The sequence below is a fragment of the Kitasatospora sp. NA04385 genome, assembly GCF_013364235.1.
Taxonomy (GTDB): domain Bacteria; phylum Actinomycetota; class Actinomycetes; order Streptomycetales; family Streptomycetaceae; genus Kitasatospora.
The window spans coordinates 3,331,834-3,346,850 of record NZ_CP054919.1 but is presented as its reverse complement, the minus strand read 5'-3'; the positions used below and the strand labels follow the sequence as shown (position 1 = coordinate 3,346,850).

Sequence of the window (15,017 nt, the reverse complement as noted above, 5' to 3'; positions counted from 1 at the left end):
ACGTTCGCATGGCTGACGCCACGCCCGAGATGCTGGCCGCCGAGGCCTTCGTGTACGGCTCCCCGCTGGTCGCCAACCTGACCACGGTGGACACGATCCACCGCCGGGGCATCGGGTCGATCCCGGCCGTGGAGTGGAACTCCTTCGGCCACGCCGACCGGCTCGCCGACCAGCACGCCGAGTTCGTGTCGGTGAACAACGACACGGTGTACTCGGTCGCCCCGCTGGACCTGTCCGCCGGCCCGCTGCTGCTGCACGTCCCGGACACCGGCGGCGCGTACGACGTGCTCCAGTTCATCGACGCCTGGACGAACAACTTCGCCTACGCGGGCCGCCGTTCGTCCGGCACCGCCGAGCAGTCCTGGCTGGTCGCCCCGCCCGGCTGGCGGGGCACCGCCCCGGAGGGCGTGCCGGTGATCACCGCGCCGACGGCGGTGGCGGTGCTCGCGGTGCGCAACTACTGCGCCGGGCCGGACGACCTGCCGCGGGTCCGGGACCTTCAGCGGCAGCTGACGCTCACCCCGCTCGCGGACGGCGGCACCCCGGCCGGGCTGCCGGAGCCGGACGCCGGCGTCCCGGCGGAACTGCTCTTCCTGGAGCGGCTGCGGCGGTGGGCGGCGGCCTTCCCGCCCGCCGCCGACGACGTCGCCTTCCAGCAGCGCTTCGCCCCGATCGGCCTGCTCGACCAGGGCCGCTCGCCGTACCTGGACGGCCCCGCCGAGTGGGCGGCGGCGCTGGCCAAGGGCCTGGCGGCGGGCCGGGAACGGGTGGAGGCGGCGACCGTCGGCGCCGGCGACCCCACCGGCGAGTGGACGGCCAACCTGCACCTGTTCGACTACAACCTGGACTTCCTCGGCCCCGGCACCCGGGACGAGCCGCAGTGGCGGATCGCCGACCGCCGCGCCGCCTACCTGACCCGGGCGGTCGCCGCCCGGGCCGGCCTGTGGGGCAACCACGCCTACGAGGCCGCGTACGCCACCACCTACAACGACGCGGACGGCGTCCCGCTGAGCGGCGCCCACGCGTACACCCTGCGCTTCGAGCAGACCCCGCCGGTGGGCGCGTTCTGGTCGGTGACGATGTACGGCACCCCGGACTACCTGCTGGTCGGCAACGAGATCGACCGGTACTCGATCGGCGACCGCACCCCCGGCCTGGTGCACGGCGAGGACGGCTCGCTGACCCTGTACGTCCAGCACCGGCGGCCCACCGACCCCGAGGAGCTCGCGAACTGGCTGCCCGCGCCCGAGGGCGGGTTCCGGCCGATGGTGCGGATGTACCAGCCGCAGGACGCGGTGCTCGACGGCAGCTACCGGCTCCCGGCCATCCGGCTGCGCTGACCCGGCAGAAGGACGGACGGGGGAGACGGACGGACGGGGGGCCGCGACCGGGCGGGCGCCGGGCCCGGCGGTCGGTACCGCGGTCGGCCCGCCGCCGGTGATCGCGGTGGTCCCGGTGCCGTCAGCCCCGCGCCGCGCCCCGACCGCACCGCGTTCCCGGTCGGCCCCGGGCTCCCCGAGGGGCCCGCCGGGCCGGTGCCGGTGGTGCGCACCGTCCCCGACGTGCCGCCGTCCGGCACGGTCGGGCTGCGGCGGAGCAGGTGCGACGAGCTGGGCGCCCGCGGCGGACGGTTGATCGTCGCCGGGGCGCAGCCCTCCTTCGTCCGGCTCGCCGGGCACACCGGGTCGGCCCGGGCACTCGGCCCGGACGGAGTCGTTCCCGCCGACCCCGTCCTGGACGCCTCGCGGGAGGAGGCCGTGGCCCGCGGTGAGCGCCGCCCGGCGGGCGAGCTCCCTGCGGCGGACCGACCGTCAGGGCGGCGGCGACACCGGCGCGGACGGGCCGGTGGACCCGGGAGAGCCGGAGGAGTCGGGAGACCCGGACGGGGCGGACGGGGACGGGCTCGGCGAGGCGGGTGGCGGCGAGGAGGAGGCGGGCGGCGAGGACGGGGCGGACGGCGAGGGGCTCGCCGGGGCCGGGTCGGAGGCGCTCGCCGAAGCCGAAGCCGAAGCCGAGGGCGTGGGCGTCGGCGAGGGGTCGGGCGACGGGCCGTCCGGAGTGGGCACGCCGCGGTGGTCGGTGCCGCCCTCCAGGGTCACCACGGCACTGGACGGCGGCAGCGCCAGGTGCGCCGTCCAGCGCGAGCGCGGGGCGCGCGCCTCGTCCACCGTGACCGTCACGGTGATCCGCTGGCCGGGCTCCAGGGTGCCGGAGTCCCGGCTCAGCCGCAGCCAGTCCACGTCCAGCACGGCGTGCCAGGACAGCGGCCCGTCACCGGAATTGGTCAGCGTCAGCACGGTCCGGTTGCCGTACGCGCCGGCCTGCACGGTCAGCCGGCTCGCGGTGGCGGACGGCGGCGGGCCGGGCTCGGCGGTCAGCGCGGGGCTGGACAGCGGCGCGGCCCCGTGCGAGGGCACCGGCACGGCCGCGCCCTGAACGCTCGGCAGGGACGTTTCTGCGGTCACCACGCCCGCCAGCTCCATCGTCGCCACCCGGGCGACCGGCGGCAGCACCGCCACCGGCGTCGGCTCCGGCACCGGGACGCGCTGCCCGGGCCCGGCCGTCGGGTCCACCCGCACCGAGGACACCGCCGAGGCGTGGTCCTCCCCGCCGCCCCGGTGCGCGCTCCACAGCGCCACCACCGGCGCGGCCAGCACCGCCGCCAGCACCCCGGTGGTCACCACCCGCTGCCGCACCGCCGAACCGCGCGGCGCCGGGGCGACCCGGTGCCGGGGAAGCCGCGCTGGTCGAACCGCGGCGGGACCGGGCCCTGCGCGATCCGCCGGCCCGCCGCCGCGCCCGCCAGGAACGCCGTACCGCCGGACGGCGGCGCGGCCGCCGGGCGCAGCGGCCCCGGCGCGGCCAGCAGCGGCAGGCCGGGCAGCCCCGCCAGGCCGTGCCCGAGCTGGCCCGCGACCCGCTCCGCGGTGCCCCGGCAGGTCGGGCACTCCACCAGGTGCACCACCAGCTCCCGGCGCAGCGCCGGGCCCAGCACCCAGCCCCGCCAGGACTCCGCGCCGACGCCGCCGAGCTGGGCCAGCTCCGGGCAGGAGCCGACGCCGAGCACCAGCAGCGCCGTCCTGGTCCGGCCGACCTCGGCGCCCGCCGCGTCCAGCAGCGCCGCCGCGGCCTCGGTGCTCAGGCCGAGCACCGCCGCGACCTCCGCGCCGTCCAGCCGGTGCCGCACCGCCAGCTCCAGCGCCTCGCGCTGCTCCGGGTCGGTGCCGGCCGCCTCCGGCCAGGCCAGCGAGGCGAGTTCGCGGCGCCGCTCGCGGACCGCGCCGGGCCCGGACGGGCCCCGGGAGCCGGGCGGGGGCGCGCCGTCCTGCTCGGCCTCACCGTCGAGCCGGGCCAGGCAGCGGTGCCGGGCCAGCGCGTACAGCCAGGCGCGCAGCAGCGCCGGGTCGTCGATCCGGTCGCCGTGGCGCTGGGCCAGGTCGCGGACCTCCAGGACGGCCGCGGTGGCGGCTTCGTGCTCGCAGAGCACGGACAGGCAGTAGGTGAACAGCCCGTCGACGCACGCGCCGTACGCCCGGAGTACCGGGGACGGGCCGACGGGGTGGGGCTGGCCGGTGGTCACCCGATCGACGGTAGGCAGCCGAAACCCGTCGCCCGGAGGGTTTCGGCCGGTTGTCCTCCTTTCGGGTAACAGGACCGATTCCTTGTTCGCCCGGTTGACGCCGTTCGAGTGACGTCCGGGCGCTGTCGGTGCGAGGCGCTACCGTGGCCCGCATGGCTGCCCGTACCAAGACCACCGCGAAGCCGCGCCCCTCGTACCGCTGCACCGAGTGCGGCGCCCAACTGCTCAAGTGGGTCGGCCGCTGCACGGAGTGCAACGCCTGGGGCACGGTGGAGGAGTACGGCGCGGTGCCGATCCGGACGACCGCGGCCGGGCCGGTCTCCGCGCCCGCCAAGCCGATCGCGCAGGTGGACGGCCAGGTCGCCACCGCCCGCACCACCGGCGTCCCGGAGCTGGACCGGGTGCTCGGCGGCGGCCTGGTGCCGGGCGCCGTGGTGCTGCTGGCGGGCGAGCCCGGCGTCGGCAAGTCCACCCTGCTGCTGGACGTGGCGGCGAAGGCCGCGAGCGACCGGCACCGCACGCTGTACGTCACCGGCGAGGAGTCGGCCGGCCAGGTGCGGCTGCGCGCGGACCGGATCAACGCCCTCTCCGAGCACCTCTACCTGGCCGCCGAACAGGACCTGGGCGCGGTGCTCGGCCACATCGACGCGGTCAACCCCGGCCTGCTGGTCCTCGACTCGGTGCAGACCATCGCCTCCGCCGAGCTGGACGGCGCCCCCGGCGGCCCCGCGCAGGTCCGCGAGGTGGCGGGCGCGCTGATCCGGGCCTCCAAGGAGCGCGGCATGGCCACCCTGCTGGTCGGCCACGTCACCAAGGACGGCCAGATCGCCGGCCCCCGCCTGCTGGAGCACCTGGTGGACGTGGTGCTCTCCTTCGAGGGCGACCGGCACGCCCGGCTGCGGCTGATCCGCGGCGTCAAGAACCGTTACGGCGCGACCGACGAGGTCGGCTGCTTCGAGCTGCACGACGAGGGCATCGTCGGCCTGGCCGACCCCTCGGGCCTGTTCCTGACCCGCCGCGACAAGCCCGTCCCCGGCACCTGCCTGACGGTCACGCTGGAGGGCAAGCGCCCGCTGGTGGCCGAGGTGCAGGCGCTGATGGTCGACTCGCAGATCCCCTCGCCGCGGCGCACCACTTCCGGCCTGGAGTCGCCGCGGATCGCGATGATCCTGGCGGTGGTCGAGCGGCACGGCGGCGTGAAGCTCGGCAAGCAGGACATCTACACCGCCACCGTCGGCGGCGTGAAGCTCACCGAGCCCTCGGCGGACCTCGCGATCGCCCTGGCGGTGGCCTCCTCCTCGACCGACACGCCGCTGCCGAACAACCTGGTGGCGATCGGCGAGGTCGGCCTGGCGGGCGAGGTGCGGCGGGTGACGGGCGTGCAGCGCCGGCTCGCCGAGGCGCACCGGCTCGGCTTCACGCACGCCCTCGTCCCGCCGGATCCGGGCAAGGTCCCGGCGGGCATGACGGTGGTGGAGGTCTCCGACATCGGCGAGGCGCTGCGCGCGATCCCCGGCCGCCGCCCCCGCTCGAAGGCCCGTCAGGACGCCGCGCCGCCGGTCCGCCCGGCCGCGGATCCGGCCGCCCAGGCGCTCGCCCGGGCCCGCGCCCAGGCCCCCGTCCCGGCCTTCCCGGAGGAGCTGATGGCGGGCTGGGAGCCGGTCGACTCGGACGAACTGGCTTGACCCACGCCCCGCCGAGGCCGTACGCAGTTAGACTTCACCTGCTCATCGGCATCATTCGCAGCAACAACAGACAGACCGTCGGCCGCCGCGGCACACGGTTAGGGTCGGCCCAAGGAGTCACGTGGCAGCCATCGACCGGGCGGACAAGTCCTCCCGCGAGGAGGCCCTGCTGCGGGCTTCCCTCAGTGCGATCGCGCCGGGCACGGCGCTGCGGGACGGCCTGGAGCGGGTGCTCCGGGCCAACACCGGCGGCCTGATCGTCCTCGGCTTCGACAAGAGCGTGGACGCGCTGTGCACCGGCGGTTTCGTGCTGGACGTCGAGTTCACCGCCACCCGGCTGCGCGAGCTGTGCAAGCTGGACGGCGCGGTGATCATGGACAAGGACCTCACCAAGATCCTGCGCGCGGGCGTCCACCTGATGCCGGACGCGAACATCCCCACCGACGAGACCGGCACCCGCCACCGCACCGCGGAGCGGGTCAACCGGCAGACCGGCTACCCGGTGGTCGCGGTCTCGCACTCGATGCGGCTGATCGCCATCTACGTCAACGGCGCGCGCCGGGTGCTGGAGGACTCCACCACGGTGCTGTCCCGGGCCAACCAGGCGCTGGCCACCCTGGAGCGCTACAAGCTCCGCCTCGACGAGGTGGCCGGCACCCTGTCCGCCCTGGAGATCGAGGACCTGGTCACCGTCCGGGACGTCTCGGCGGTGGTGCAGCGCCTGGAGATGGTCCGGCTGATCGCCGGCGAGATCGCCGGGTACGTGCTGGAGCTGGGCACCGACGGCCGGCTGCTGTCGCTGCAGCTGGACGAGCTGATCGCGGGCGTCGAGCCGGAGCGCGAGCTCGTCGTGCGCGACTACTTTCCGGACCGGGCGGCCAAGAAGGGCCGCACCGTCACCGAGGTGCTCTCCGACCTGGAGGCGCTCACCCACGCCGAGCTGCTGGACCTGCAGACCGTCGCCAAGGCGCTCGGCTACACCGGCACCCCCGAGTCGCTGGACTCCGCGGTCTCCCCGCGCGGCTACCGGCTGCTGGCCAAGGTGCCGCGGCTGCCCAACACCGTCATCGAGCGGCTGGTCGACCACTTCGGCGGCCTGCAGAAGCTGCTCGCCGCGTCCATCGACGACCTGCAGACCGTGGAGGGCGTCGGCGAGACCCGGGCCCGCTCGGTGCGCGAGGGCCTGTCCCGGCTCGCCGAGTCCTCCATTCTGGAGCGGTACGTCTAGTCCCGCTCCGGCGCCCGCTCCTGGCCCGGCTCCGCCTGCGGCGGCCGCACGGCGTACAGCAGGGCGAACAGCGCGACCTCGACGGCGTCCGGGTCGGTGGAGTCGCCCTCCGCGAACACCTCGTCCAGCGCCTCGTCGAGCCGGGTGCGCAGCCGCCGCAGCCGTTCCGGGCTGAGCCGGAAGGTGGCGTGCGCGAACTTGCCGGGCTGCGGGTTGCCCTGCGCCGCCGGGGTCAGGTCGATCCGGCCCGCCAGGAAGTGGCGCCGGAAGTCGGAGCGCACCAGGTCCATCGCGGCGAGGATCGCCCCCAGCGCGGGCGGCGGCTCGTCGCCCTCCGCGTACACCTGCGGCGACAGCCGCAGTGACTGCTGGGCCGAGCGGTAGCGGCTCTCCACGATCCCGGACACCAGCCGGGTCTCCGCCACGTACACCAGCCCGACCTGCTCCAGCTGCTTGACGTGCCGGTACAGCTTGGTCGGCGCCTCGTCCAGCTCCGCCGCGACCTCCTTCACCGACCTCGGCTCGGGGTCGTGCTTCATCAGTGCCCCGAGCACGGCCAGCCGCAGCGGGTCGGCCAGCGCCTTGAGCGTCGCGACGTCGGTGACCTCGCGCTCCTTCGTCCGATCAGCCACGTTCACATTCAGCCACAGCGTCAACGCTTGTGCAATCGTTCTCGGCCGTGCAACCATTCACGCAGGCGTGAATGGTTGCTTGAACATGAACGTGGACGGGGACATGAACGGGGTACGAGGGATGACCACGACGACCGAGCCGGACACCGCCGCGGTGCCGCTGCGCCGCAACCGCCGCTTCCAACTGCTCTGGGCCGGCGCCGCGTCCGCGATGCTCGGCACCTGCCTCGCCGACACCGCGTACCCGCTGCTGCTGCTCGCGATGACCGGCTCCCCGACGGTGGCCGGGGCGTTCGGCGCCGTCCAGTTCGGCGCCTCCGTGCTGTTCGGCCTGCACGGCGGCACGCTCGCCGACCGGCACGACCGGCGGCGGATCCTGATCCTCGCCGACACCGTCCGGCTGCTCACCGCGCTCAGCGTCGCGCTCGCCCTGGCCGCCGACCGGCTGACTGTCCCGCACGCATTGCTCGCCGCCGCCGTCATCGGCGCCACCATGGCCTACGGCGGCCCCTCCCGGATGCTCGCGCTGCGCGCCGTCGTCCCGCCCGAGCAGCTCCGCCAGGCCCTCTCCCAGGACGAACTGCGGGTCAACGGCGCCGCGCTGGCCGGGCCGCCGCTGGCCGGGTTCCTGCTCGGCCTCGGCACCGCCGTGCCCTTCCTGACCACCGTCCTCACCTCCGGCCTGGCCCTCGGCGCGAGCGTCGCCGTCCGGTTCGACTCCCGCCCGGAGCCGGGCCCGCAGGCGCCTGCACCGGGGGAGGAGGCACCCGGGGAGGAGGCGCCGGGGGAGAGGGGCGGCGCGCTGGCCGGACTGCGCCACCTGTTCGCCCGGCCGGTGCTGCGCGGCGCGGTGCTGATCGCGGCCGGGCTCAACCTCACCGGCGCGGCGATCCTGCTCGCCGTCATGGTCCTGCTCCGCAGCCGCGGCACCTCCGAGGCGGGCATCGGCCTGGCCCTCACCGGCGAGGCCGTCGGCGGCCTGCTGGGCGCGCTGCTGGTCTCCCGGCTGCACCGCCGCTTCCGCCCCGGCACGGTGCTGCTGGCCGTGGCCTGGGCCGAGGTGGCGGCCTTCGCCGCCACCGCGACGGCCACCGGCCCGCTGCCCGTCTTCGCGGCCCTCGCCTTCGGCTGCCTCGGCGTCCCGGCGCTGCGGGTGATGATCGACGTCCTGGTCTTCCAGCGCGTCCCCGCGGCGGTGCGCGGCCGCGCGGTGGCCGGGACGATGACCCTCCTGATGGCGGGCGTCCCGCTCGGCACCATGACCGCGGGCCTGCTGCTGGACCGCCTCCCGGCCCCCGCCGTCCTGCTCCTGCTCGCCGCGGCCCTGGCCGCCGCGCTCCTCCCGCTCACCCTCGGCCGCACCCTGCGGGGCACCGGCTGGACCGAGTAGGGCTTCGCGCGGCCAACCACCGGGGCCCGGGGAACGGCCGGTCCGTGCTGCTGACGGCCGAGCCCCCGGCGGTGCGCCTCCCGGAGGGGCGCTCAGCCCTCCAGCCGGATGGACGCCCGGGCGGAGAGCGGGCCGCCGGCCGGGCCGGTGAGGTCGGCCTGGACGAGGTAGTTGCCGGGCTGGGCGGGGGTCGGGTCGGCGGTGGCGCACTGGGGCTTGGAGCGGCTGCGGTCCCAGGTGAAGGTCTCGGTGACGCCGCTGTTGCCGGCGATCTGGGCCCAGGCGTCGGTGCGCTCGGTGATGCAGTCCGCGGAGGACCAGACCCGCTCGTTGCCGCTGGAGGTCACGGTCAGGAAGGAGTACTCGTGCGAGAGGTTGATCCGGCAGCCCGCCCCGGAGGAGTTGCGGATGGTCAGGGCCAGCTTCGGCTTGTCCTTGGCCGCGTACGAGTTCTGCGCCGAGGCGAGTTCGAGGGTGAGCTGCGTGGTGGTGCAGACCGGCAGCGCCATCACCTCGGTGGTGTTCACGGCCGGCGAGGCCCCGCCGCCGGGGCGGGAGGTGCCGGTGCCGCCGCCGGTCGAGCCGCCGGAGGAGCTGCCGCCGGTCGAGCCGCCGGAGCCGGAGCCGCCGCCCGAGGAGCCGCCGCCGACGACGCTGATCTCGCCGCCCGCGCCGCCGCCGGTCGAGCCGCCGGAGGAGCTGCCACCGGTCGAGCCGCCCGAGGAGCCGCCGCTGCCGCCGGGGCGGGTGGTGATCGCGGGGCCGGTCGGGGAGGCGCCGGGGGTGATGGACTGGGCCGGCACGGGGAGCGGGCTGTTCCCGGAGGACTTCTTCTGCTTGCCGCCGTCGTCGCCGCCGAACACGAGCAGGCCCACCACGAGGAGGACCACGGCGAGGGCGATGAGGACCACGACACGGCGCCGCCAGTAGATCGAGGCGGGCAGCGGTCCGACGGGCTGGCGCAGAGAAGGCACGCGCAAACTCTACGAGACCCTGTGCACCTGTTGACGCATCAACACCGCACCGGGACCACTTCTTTCACATGATCCGCCATTTGGTCCGGAAGAGGGACTCGACACGTCGGCGCGTCGCCCTATAGTCGCCCTCATGGCCTCCCCGCACGACCACGCCCCCTCCGACACGCGGCTCGACCCGGCGCAGATGATCGCCGAGGCGCGGCGCGCGTTCTTCGTCATGTTCGGGTTCCTGTGCATCGTGTGGGCGGTGCAGTTGGTGAACTGGCTGCTGGACGGCCGGATGGCCCTGCTGCACGGGATCCGCCCGCACGACGTGGACGGCCTCGGGTACCTGCTGACCGCGCCCTTCCTGCACCTGAACTGGCAGCACCTGGAGGGCAACTCGGGCCCGCTGTTCGTGTTCGGCTTCCTCGCCGCGTACCGGGGGGTGCGCAAGTTCCTCGGGCTGACGGTGCTGCTGGTGGTCACCAGCGGCGCGGCGGTGTGGCTGTTCCAGCAGCCGGGCACGGTGACGGTCGGCGCGAGCGGCGTGGTCTTCGGGTACTTCGGCTACGTGGTGCTGCGCGGCCTGTTCGACCGGAACCTGATCGACTCGCTGATCGGCCTGGTGATGGGCGCCTCCTTCGCCTACCTGCTGACCACGGCCGTCCCGGGCACCCCGGGGGTGTCCTGGCTGGGCCACCTGGGCGGGCTGGCCGGCGGCCTGCTGGGGGCGTGGATCTTCCGCGACCGCGGGCCGAAGCCGGCCGCCGCGCCGTCCGGCCGGTCCGACGGCGGCGCCCTGCCGGTGCCCTCCCCGGGCAAGCAGGGCGGCCAGGCCCCAGCGGGCCCGGTCAGCCCGCGCGCGGACCTGCTCAAGGAGCTCGACGACCTGGGGCTTTAAGCCCGGGCGCCCGGTCGTGGCAGGATCGGGGGTGCCATGGTTGCCACTGCTTCGACTCTTGCCCCCGGCGCCCTCCAGGCGCTGCACTCGACCGTCATCGGCTGGTACGAGGCCAACGCCCGCGACCTGCCCTGGCGGTCCCCGGACGCCTCGCCCTGGGCCGTGATGGTCAGCGAGTTCATGCTCCAGCAGACGCCGGTGAAGCGGGTGCTGCCCGCCTACGCGGCCTGGATGGAGCGCTGGCCCACGCCCGCCGACCTGGCCGCGGACGCGCCCGGCGAGGCGGTGCGGATGTGGGGCCGGCTCGGCTACCCGCGCCGCGCGCTGCGGCTGCACGGCGCGGCCGTCGCGATCACCGAGCGGCACGGCGGCGCCGTCCCCGAGGACCACGCGGCGCTGCTGGCGCTGCCCGGGGTCGGCGAGTACACGGCCGCCGCGGTCGCCTCGTTCGCCTTCCGGCAGCGGCACGCGGTGCTGGACACCAACGTGCGCCGGGTCTTCGCCCGGGCGGTCACCGGCGTCGAGTACCCGGCGAACGCCACCACCGCCGCCGAGCGCCGCACCGCCGTCGAGCTGCTGCCCGCCGGCGAGGAGCGGGCCGCCACCTGGGCGGTCGCGGTGATGGAGCTGGGCGCCCTGGTGTGCACCGCACGCGGCCCGGAGTGCGGCGGCTGCCCGCTGCGGGCCGAGTGCGCCTGGCAGCGGGCCGGCTGCCCGCCGCACCAGGGCCCGGCGCGCCGCGGGCAGACGTACGAGGGCACCGACCGGCAGGTGCGCGGCAAGCTGCTGGCGGTGCTGCGGGACGCCCACGGGCTGGTCGGGCAGGGGCAGCTGGACGTGGTGTGGCCGGACGCGGTGCAGCGGGCCCGGGCGCTGGACGGGCTGGTCGCCGACGGGCTGGTGGAGCCGGTCGGCCCGGGCACCTACCGGCTGCCGCAGTAGCGGCGCGCGGACGCGGGACGGCCCGCCGCCCCCGGTCGGGGGCGGCGGGCCGTCCGTTCGTGCGTTCAGGCCCGGGCGGGCCTCAGAGCGCGCCCTCCAGGGCGGCCTCGGCCTTGGCCTCGGCGGCGTCCGCGCCACCGCGGAGCTTGACCTCGCGGATGAACAGCGAGGCGACGATGGCGACCACGCTGATCACGGTGCCCCACAGGAAGACGGTGTGCATGCCGTTGGCGATGCCGTGCTGGAGCACCGAGACCGCCTCGGCCGGCATGCTCTTCAGCGTCTCCGGGCTCATCGAGCCGGTGGACTCGCCGCCGGTCGGCATCCCGGCGTCCTTCAGGGTGTCGTTGAGCCGGTTGACGTAGAGCGTGCCGAACAGCGCCACGCCGAAGGAGCCGCCGATGGTGCGGAACAGGGTGGCGGAGGACGAGGCGACGCCCATGTCCTTCATCTCCACGCTGTTCTGCGCGACCAGCATGGTGACCTGCATCAGGAAGCCCATGCCGGCGCCGAGCACCACCATGTAGCAGGAGGAGGTGAAGCTCTTGGTGTCCACGGCGAGGGTGGACAGCAGCAGCGTGCCGCCGGCCATCACGGTGGTGCCGATGATCGGGAAGATCCGGTACTTGCCGGTCTTGGTGATGGCCTGGCCGACCACCAGCGAGACCACCAGCATGCCGAACATCATCGGCATCAGCAGCAGGCCGGAGTTGGTCGCCGAGGCGCCCTGCACGATCTGCTGGTAGGTGGGCAGGAAGGTCACCGCGCCGAACATCGCGAAACCGACGATGAAGCCGATGATCGAGACCATGGTGAAGTTCCGGTTGCGGAACAGCTGGAGCGGGATGATCGGCTCGGCGACCCGCTGCTCGACGTAGCAGAAGCCGATCAGCGAGGCCACGCCGAGCGCGCCCAGGCCGAGGATCTGCTTCGAGCCCCAGGCGTACTCGTGGCCGCCCCAGGTGGTGACCAGCACGGCCGAGACGATGCCGACGGTGAGCAGCACCGCGCCGAAGTAGTCGATCTTCGCGTTGGAGCGGATCTTGGGCAGCTTCAGCACCACGACGATGAAGACCAGCGCGATCGCGCCCAGCGGCAGGTTGACGTAGAACGTCCAGCGCCAGTTCAGGTGGTCGGTGATGAAGCCGCCGATCAGCGGGCCGCCGACGGTGGCCAGCGCCATCACGGCGGCGAACATGCCCTGGTACTTGCCGCGGTCGCGGGGCAGCACCAGCGCGCCCATGATCGACATCACGCCGACCATCAGACCGCCGGCGCCCAGGCCCTGGACGGCGCGGAAGGCGATCAGCTGGGTCATGCTCTGCGACAGGCCGGACAGCGCCGAGCCGAGCAGGAAGATCGCGATCGAGACCAGGAACGAGCCCTTGCGGCCGTACAGGTCGCCGACCTTGCCCCAGATCGGGGTGGAGGCGGCGGTGGCCAGGGTGTAGGACGTCACCACCCAGGACATGTGCTCGGCGCCGTGCAGCTCGCCGACGATGGTGGGCATCGCGGTGCCGACGATCAGGTTGTCGAGCATGGCGAGCAGCATGGTGATGACCAGGCCGACCATCACCAGGCGGATCTCGCGGTGCGGGCGCTGCTCGAACTCGTCGGGCTTCCCGAGTTCGACCGACGGCTCCTCCGGAACCGCCTCGGAATGCTGGGTTGTCATGGTGCGTCTCTCCCGGGGCGCAGAGGTGCCGCGGGGTGCCGCGGCGGTACTTACTTGACGACCGGCTAGTTAATCGCCGTCCGGCACGGTAGGTTGTTCCCTAGCCGGTCGTCAAGCCAGTTTCGAAACAGTCCCCCTGGGCAGGGACAATGCCAGCAGAACCGGACCTTGACACCCGTCCGCACCCGCTTCCCGAGGCAGGCCGCCAGCGATGACCACCACCCAGAGCCCCCGCAGCGACACCAGAGCGCGGATCATCGACGTGGCTCTGGAGTTGTTCGCCGAGCACGGCTACGAGAAGACCTCGCTGCGCGAGATCGCCGACCGCCTCGGCGTCACCAAGGCCGCCCTCTACTACCACTTCAAGACCAAGGACGACATCGTCCGCGGCATCGTCGAGAAGATGGCCGTCCCGCTCGACGACGCCATCGCCTACGGCGAGGGCAAGCCCTGGTCGCCCCAGCTGCGCGACGAACTGCTGCGCCGCTTCGCGGCCGGGATGGGCGAGCGGGCCCCGCTGCTGCGCTTCTTCCACGAGAACCAGCCCGCGCTGCGGGAGTCCGCGGCCGGGCTGGCCTTCAAGGAGCGGATGATCCGGATGATCAACCTGCTGCACGGGCCGGAGCCGACCTTCCGCGACAAGCTGCGCGCCACCGTGGCGCTGACCTCGATGCACTCGGCGATGTTCCTGCTCAAGGCCGACCTGTGCGAGCCCGGTCGGCCGCTCGCCTCGGTCGAGGAGGCGATGGACGCCGCGCTGGAGGTCGCCCTGGAGGTCGCGGCACGCATCGAGCCGCCCGCGCGGTAGGCGCGGACGGCTCGGTGGTGCGGGAGCGGCGGGCGGCGGATCAGAAGTTGTTCGCGCCGTGCTGCTTCAGGTAGCCGACCGGGTCGATCACCTTCGCGTACTGGTTGGCGGTGCGGATCTCGAAGTGCAGGTGCGGGCCGTGCGAGTTGCCGGTGTTGCCGGACTTGCCGACCTGGTCGCCCGCGCCCACGTGCTGCCCGGCCTTCACGCCCAGCTGCGACAGGTGCGCGTACTGCGCGAAGCGGCCGTCGGAGAGCTTCAGCACGATCTGGTTGCCGTAGGCGCCCGCGTAGCCGGAGGACACCACGGTGGCGTCGCCGACCGCCAGCACCGGGGTGCCGACCGAGACCGCGAAGTCGGTGCCGGTGTGGTAGCCGGCCGCGTACGCGGCGTTGGTCTTGTGGTACGGGTTGCTGATCGTCGCGCCCGGCGCGGGGGAGGACCAGGACGGCTTCACCGGCTCCGGCGCAGGCGCGGGCGCGGGGGCGGGCTCCGGCGTCGGCTCGGCGGCCGGGGCGGCGGGCTGCTCGGCGGGGGCGGCCTGCTCGGCCGGCTGCTGCTGCTCGGCGGGCTGCTCGGCGGCGGGCTGCTGCTGTCCGGCGTCCTGCGGCTGCTCGGTGTGCTGCTGTCCGGCGCCGTCGCCGGTCTGCTCGGCGGCCCGCAGTTCGGCGCGGTGCTCGTCGCGGGAGGCCTGCTGGTCCTGCCGGGCCTGCGCGTCCTGGCCGGAGTCCTGCCCGCCGTCCCGCTCCAGGGAGGAGGCGATCGCGGCCTTGGCGGTCTTGGCCTGCTCGCTCTGCCGGTCGCCCTGGACCGGCAGGCGGAAGTCCTGCAGCTGCGTGCGGGTGCCCTCGGCGGCGGTCGTGGCGGTCGCGGCGGTGTCGGCCGGGTGGGCGGTCTGCGCGAGGGCCTGCCCGGTCGGGATCAGCAGCGCGCCGGCGGCGACCACCGCGGCGCCGGAGGCGATCGCCTTGGCGGGGGCGAGCCGGGCCGTGGTGAGCGGGCCGGCCGAGAGGACGGAGCGGACGTGGCGGGTGGTGGCCGCCTGGAGAAGCCGGCGGCCGGTGGCGGGGAGAGAACGCATCGGAGTCGGAACCTCACGGACGGGGCCAGTGCGGGGCCGAGCCGGTGCGGCTCGCCGAACTGGTGGAACGACTCCGGTGTAAACGAACCGGATGCGAAGGCCCAAGAGTGTGACCTACGACGGCCGGTAGTGGACA

Annotated in this window: 13 protein-coding genes; 7 read left to right on the top strand and 6 right to left on the bottom strand. The window is 74.7% G+C overall.

From position 1 onward, the window contains the following. Positions 1-8: 8 nt before the first annotated feature. Positions 9-1,340 carry a DUF1254 domain-containing protein gene (locus HUT16_RS14745; RefSeq protein ID WP_176188635.1) on the top strand — a complete coding sequence of 444 codons (1,332 nt, stop codon included), beginning with the start codon at positions 9-11 and terminating at the stop codon, positions 1,338-1,340. A gap of 471 nt (positions 1,341-1,811) precedes the next feature. Here HUT16_RS14745 and HUT16_RS14740 read toward each other — a convergent pair whose 3' ends face one another. Beyond that, positions 1,812-2,684, bottom strand: coding sequence for a hypothetical protein (locus HUT16_RS14740; protein WP_176188634.1), 873 nt, complete (start codon positions 2,682-2,684; stop codon positions 1,812-1,814). Then, positions 2,678-3,580: an RNA polymerase sigma factor gene (locus HUT16_RS14735; protein ID WP_176188633.1), complete on the bottom strand. Its 903-nt coding sequence runs from the start codon at positions 3,578-3,580 to the stop codon at positions 2,678-2,680. The genes HUT16_RS14740 and HUT16_RS14735 overlap by 7 nt, the downstream gene beginning before the upstream one ends. A gap of 152 nt (positions 3,581-3,732) precedes the next feature. Here HUT16_RS14735 and radA point away from each other — a divergent pair, with 152 nt between their 5' ends. Next, positions 3,733-5,265 (top strand): DNA repair protein RadA, encoded by a 1,533-nt coding sequence (gene radA, locus HUT16_RS14730; RefSeq protein WP_176188632.1) that lies wholly within the window; start codon positions 3,733-3,735, stop codon positions 5,263-5,265. 169 nt (positions 5,266-5,434) lie between these two features. After that, the gene (disA, locus tag HUT16_RS14725) at positions 5,435-6,493 is read left to right on the top strand and encodes a DNA integrity scanning diadenylate cyclase DisA (protein WP_176192681.1); all 1,059 of its coding nucleotides are present in this window, start codon (positions 5,435-5,437) and stop codon (positions 6,491-6,493) included. Here the strand turns inward: disA and HUT16_RS14720 are convergent. Continuing rightward, positions 6,490-7,125: a helix-turn-helix domain-containing protein gene (locus tag HUT16_RS14720; RefSeq protein ID WP_217712059.1), complete on the bottom strand. Its 636-nt coding sequence runs from the start codon at positions 7,123-7,125 to the stop codon at positions 6,490-6,492. The genes disA and HUT16_RS14720 overlap by 4 nt on opposite strands. Before the next feature lie 121 nt (positions 7,126-7,246). On the opposite strand from HUT16_RS14720, the gene HUT16_RS14715 reads away from it, so the two are divergent. After that, positions 7,247-8,515: an MFS transporter gene (locus HUT16_RS14715; protein WP_254897808.1), complete on the top strand. Its 1,269-nt coding sequence runs from the start codon at positions 7,247-7,249 to the stop codon at positions 8,513-8,515. Positions 8,516-8,607: 92 nt separating this feature from the next. Here the strand turns inward: HUT16_RS14715 and HUT16_RS14710 are convergent, their stop codons facing one another. Next, positions 8,608-9,489, bottom strand: coding sequence for a hypothetical protein (locus HUT16_RS14710; RefSeq protein ID WP_176188629.1), 882 nt, complete (start codon positions 9,487-9,489; stop codon positions 8,608-8,610). A gap of 133 nt (positions 9,490-9,622) precedes the next feature. On the opposite strand from HUT16_RS14710, the gene HUT16_RS14705 reads away from it, so the two are divergent. Together HUT16_RS14705 and HUT16_RS14700 are read left to right on the top strand one after the other, a co-directional pair. Further along, positions 9,623-10,375, top strand: a complete 753-nt coding sequence (locus HUT16_RS14705; RefSeq protein WP_176188628.1) for a rhomboid family intramembrane serine protease — start codon at positions 9,623-9,625, stop codon at positions 10,373-10,375. Between the two features lie 36 nt (positions 10,376-10,411). After that, entirely contained in the window at positions 10,412-11,317 is a 906-nt protein-coding gene (locus tag HUT16_RS14700) for an A/G-specific adenine glycosylase (RefSeq protein WP_176188627.1), read from the top strand. A gap of 82 nt (positions 11,318-11,399) precedes the next feature. Here the strand turns inward: HUT16_RS14700 and HUT16_RS14695 are convergent, their stop codons facing one another. Next, a complete protein-coding gene (locus HUT16_RS14695; protein WP_176188626.1) occupies positions 11,400-12,992 on the bottom strand; it encodes an MDR family MFS transporter in 1,593 nt (530 codons plus the stop codon). 211 nt (positions 12,993-13,203) lie between these two features. On the opposite strand from HUT16_RS14695, the gene HUT16_RS14690 reads away from it, so the two are divergent. Further along, positions 13,204-13,800, top strand: a complete 597-nt coding sequence (locus HUT16_RS14690; RefSeq protein ID WP_176188625.1) for a TetR/AcrR family transcriptional regulator — start codon at positions 13,204-13,206, stop codon at positions 13,798-13,800. A gap of 40 nt (positions 13,801-13,840) precedes the next feature. Here HUT16_RS14690 and HUT16_RS14685 read toward each other — a convergent pair whose 3' ends face one another. Beyond that, complete coding sequence (locus HUT16_RS14685; RefSeq protein WP_176188624.1) at positions 13,841-14,881, bottom strand: M23 family metallopeptidase; 1,041 nt, start codon at positions 14,879-14,881, stop codon at positions 13,841-13,843. Positions 14,882-15,017: the final 136 nt, after the last annotated feature.

What these genes read in the sequence shown, in the direction of transcription:
- HUT16_RS14745 (WP_176188635.1), top strand. Translation starts at nt 9, where the DNA reads ATGGCTGACGCCACGCCCGAGATGCTGGCCGCCGAGGCCTTCGTGTAC.
- radA (WP_176188632.1), top strand. Translation starts at nt 3,733, where the DNA reads ATGGCTGCCCGTACCAAGACCACCGCGAAGCCGCGCCCCTCGTACCGC.
- HUT16_RS14715 (WP_254897808.1), top strand. Translation starts at nt 7,247, where the DNA reads ATGACCACGACGACCGAGCCGGACACCGCCGCGGTGCCGCTGCGCCGC.
- HUT16_RS14705 (WP_176188628.1), top strand. Translation starts at nt 9,623, where the DNA reads ATGGCCTCCCCGCACGACCACGCCCCCTCCGACACGCGGCTCGACCCG.
- HUT16_RS14700 (WP_176188627.1), top strand. Translation starts at nt 10,412, where the DNA reads ATGGTTGCCACTGCTTCGACTCTTGCCCCCGGCGCCCTCCAGGCGCTG.
- HUT16_RS14695 (WP_176188626.1), bottom strand. Translation starts at nt 12,992, where the DNA reads ATGACAACCCAGCATTCCGAGGCGGTTCCGGAGGAGCCGTCGGTCGAA.
- HUT16_RS14690 (WP_176188625.1), top strand. Translation starts at nt 13,204, where the DNA reads ATGACCACCACCCAGAGCCCCCGCAGCGACACCAGAGCGCGGATCATC.
- HUT16_RS14685 (WP_176188624.1), bottom strand. Translation starts at nt 14,881, where the DNA reads ATGCGTTCTCTCCCCGCCACCGGCCGCCGGCTTCTCCAGGCGGCCACC.